The 3,796-nt window shown below is 47.3% G+C and carries 3 protein-coding genes; 1 reads left to right on the top strand and 2 read right to left on the bottom strand.

The window, feature by feature from the left end; translation table 11 throughout:
* The coding region (locus tag ACR2PX_RS00015; protein ID WP_433997312.1) for an IS701 family transposase at positions 1-978 on the bottom strand (978 nt) is incomplete at its 3' end.
* A gap of 278 nt (positions 979-1,256) precedes the next feature.
* Positions 1,257-2,771, bottom strand: a complete 1,515-nt coding sequence (gene ilvA, locus ACR2PX_RS00010; protein ID WP_433997311.1) for a threonine ammonia-lyase, biosynthetic — start codon at positions 2,769-2,771, stop codon at positions 1,257-1,259.
* Between the two features lie 185 nt (positions 2,772-2,956).
* Between ilvA and rpiA the strand changes: the two genes are divergently transcribed.
* Positions 2,957-3,628: a ribose-5-phosphate isomerase RpiA gene (gene rpiA / locus ACR2PX_RS00005; RefSeq protein WP_433997310.1), complete on the top strand. Its 672-nt coding sequence runs from the start codon at positions 2,957-2,959 to the stop codon at positions 3,626-3,628.
* The last annotated feature ends 168 nt before the right edge of the window (positions 3,629-3,796 follow it).

Here is a 3,796-nt window from a genome sequence, read left to right as displayed (position 1 = left end):
GTTCAAATTGAGCTTGTTAGACAAAACCTCAAGACGAAATGCCGAATATATCGACATAAATAGATGGTTACTCTGCGTCAAAACGGTATGGCTCGGTGATTTTGCCATGGCTGCATTGGATTTGAGCGTTTTATGGAAGACTTCAACTTTCCACCTTTTTCTGTAGATTACCTTCAAAGCTTCAGCATCACACTCAAGATCACTGCATATCAGATAGAGAATGCCCTTACTGCCGTCTTTGTTTGTAAAGATCTGCCGAAACAGCAGGACGGGGAAATCCACGCCTGCAATCCAGCCTTTGATGGGCTTTTCTTCTGAGAAGTCAACAGTATCTATACGCTGTAAACGTCCCTGCTTCTTATCTTCCTCGCTAAGTGAAACCTTACGGTTTGACTTGCAAGCCATAACAAAATGCTTATCGCATTCGTGTCGTATATACAGCATGTTCTCGTTAGAGCAGAACCAGCTATCTGCCAGCACGTAACGAAATTTGAGCTGATTATTACAACAAACTTTCAGTATATCCCGGAAATCTTCGTTCTTGGTGGTTTCAGCCTTGCGTTTAACTTTTTTGGTTTTCACATCACAATACTGAATTGGTTTTTCTATCAGTTTGTAGGCGACCGGAATGGAAATGTCACCGACATGGTAAACGAAATTTAGAAGATTGATGCCTTTTACCGAGCGGCCAAAAGTGTGGTCGAAGTGCCATGCAATCAGATCGTTCTCGTCACTATAGAGTTTCTCCTGAATAGTATCGTCAGCAATCAGTACTCCATCATTGCGCTCTATTTGGCGAACAATGGCTTTTACATGGTACCAAAGAGTTTTGCTGTCGAAGTGGTTACAGGACAGAAGGCGTGTTACCTGATCATGGCTGTATGCGCCGCCCAGCAAAGATGACAGCTGTGTGGCTGTCGTTTTGCCGAATGAGGATAGCAGGTAATCGCTATACAGCTCAAACAGCTCTGTGTTCATGCTCTAAAGCATGGCAGATTTTGCTGAGTGCGTAACATGAGTTAGCAGAAGCTATTTGGACTGGGCTTATATCACTCAGAGAGTACTGAGTGTTCTGGAACTTCTCTTGAACAGGGAAGGAAGGCTCTGGCTTTCTGGATGTGAAATTTCTGATCGGTGAGTTTTTGGCCTGTGCCCATGGCGTCTATACGACTCTCCACCAGTACCTATAAAGAGAGTCGCTAACGGAGAGAAGAAAGGGAAGCCCCGAGCAAGAAGCCCGGGGCAAGAAGGAGTGATTATCCCAGAAATGTCTGATAAGCCTTGTTGTCCGTTTCTTCACAGTAATGATAACCCAGCTCATCCAGGAATCCGGCTATGTGCTGTCTTTCCATTTCTGGTACTTCGAGGCCCACTGCCACACGACCATAGGCTGCACCGTGATTCCGGTAATGGAACATACTGATATTCCAGCGGGCACCTAGTTTGTTCAGGAAATTAAGCAGAGCGCCAGGACGTTCCGGGAACTCAAAGCAATAAACCACTTCATCTTTAACGGCTTTGCTGTGTCCTCCAACCATATGACGGACATGCAATTTAGCCATTTCATTTTCAGTGAGGTTATCTACCGGGTAACCTTTCTCTTTCAGCTCATTGATCAGATTATCAATGGGCATCTCATCAGGATGAACCTGAACGCCAACAAAGATTCGAGCCTTCTTAGGGTCATGGAAGCGATAGTTGAATTCGGTGATGTTCCTTTTACCGAGGGTTTCACAGAATTGTTTGAAACTTCCAGGCTGCTCAGGGATGGTGACAGCAATGATGGCTTCACGCTTTTCACCCAGTTCAGCGCGTTCTGATACGTAACGAAGCCGATCAAAGTTGATATTGGCACCACTGGCAATGGCCATCAGTTTCTGATCACTGGCGCCTGTTTCACTGACATATTTTTTCAAGCCAGCCAGTCCTACCGCACCAGCGGGCTCGCAGACAGAGCGGGTATCATCAAAGATATCCTTAATAGAGGCGCAGATCTCATCGGAGCTGACGGTGATTACCTCATCAATGTATTCCCGGCAAAGCTTGAAGGTTTCTTCACCAATCTGAGCTACGGCAATACCGTCGGCAAAAATCCCTACATGAGGAAGAACCACCCGTTCATCCGCTTCCAGCGCTGCTTTAAGGCAGGCGGACTCTTCATACTCAACACCGATGACTTTGATCTCAGGGCGCAGATACTTGATGTAGGTAGCGATACCTGCTGCCAGACCGCCGCCGCCTACAGGCACAAAAACCGCATCGAGCTGGCCTGTATGTTGACGCAGGATCTCCATACCAATCGTACCCTGGCCCGCAATGGTGTATGGGTCGTCGTATGGGTGCAGAAAGGTATAGCCTTTCTCTTCAACCAGTTTCAGTGAATGGGCCAGTGCCTGGTCGAAGGTGTCTCCGTGCAGGATGACTTTGGCCCCTCTGGCTTCACAGGCCTTGTATTTGATTTCAGGGGTAGTACTGGGCATCACGATTACGGCTTCAATCCCCATGGTTTTAGCCGCCAGGGCAACTCCCTGGGCGTGATTACCAGCTGAAGCGCAAGTAACGCCCTGGGCTTTCTCTTCAGCCGTAAGTTGGGCCATTTTGTTATAGGCACCACGGATTTTGAATGAAAAAACCGGTTGAAGGTCTTCACGCTTCAGAAAAACTTCATTATTCAGGCGCTTGCTTAGAAAAGGAGCCTCATGAATAGGAGTCTCAATGGCCACATCATAAACTTTGGCTTCGAGGATCTTTCTTATGTACTGATGAGGCATGGGACTTCACTTTCGCAATAGCTGTTCTTGGTTCGATCGATTCTAAACAGCCATGTGTGCAAGAAACAATCTTTTATCGTGATCAAGTGATAAAAGGTTTCCGGAATAAGGCATTTAGTTCAGCGAGAGATCATTTCTGGGAGTATAATCCCCGGCTTCATTGTATATGACCGCAAGGTAGAGACATGACCCAGGACGAGCTGAAGAAGGCGACTGCCGAGGCTGCATTGCAGCGAATTCTCCCTCATCTGGAAGATGACATGATCATCGGTATTGGTACCGGATCCACCGCTAATTTCTTTATTGACGCCCTGGCTGAGCACAGAAACAGTTTTGATGGCTGCGTTGCCAGTTCAGAAGCGTCTGCTGATCGTCTGAAACAGCATGGAGTCCCCGTTTATGATCTTAATAGCGTTAGCGAACTGCGCTTTTACATCGATGGTGCGGATGAAACCAATGAGCATATGCATCTGATCAAGGGGGGAGGGGCAGCCCTGACCCGTGAAAAGATCGTAGCAGCTGTGGCCAAAGAGTTTATCTGCATTGCAGATGGCAGTAAGAAGGTCGACGTGCTAGGTGAATTTCCGTTGCCTGTTGAAGTGATTCCAATGGCTCGCAGCCATGTTGCCCGTGAGCTGGTTAAGCTGGGCGGAGACCCTGCCTACCGTGAAGGAGTTATGACAGACAATGGTAATATCATTCTGGATGTCTGGAATCTGAAGATTATCGATGCGGTTGCTTTGGAAGAAAAAATAAATCAGATCGTGGGTGTGGTAACCAATGGTTTGTTTGCTGCGCGCCCTGCTGACGTTTTGTTGTTGGGTGCTGAGGATGGCGTTAAGACCATTAAGCACTGAATGATGCGAGCCGGGTATAAGCCCGGCCATTTCCCTACCTGTTACTCGATTCTGCAGTTTTTCTCACTTGACAATCAGGTTGCATCCAATAATTCAAATTTCCCAGCATGAGATTTGAGTGATTCCGTAGGCTCCCGTTTACCAAGATCTCGCCCCGCCATATGCCTA

Source organism: Endozoicomonas sp., assembly GCF_051008435.1.
Taxonomy (GTDB): Bacteria; Pseudomonadota; Gammaproteobacteria; order Pseudomonadales; family Endozoicomonadaceae; genus Endozoicomonas_A.
This window is presented reverse-complemented; position numbering and strand designations above follow the sequence as displayed.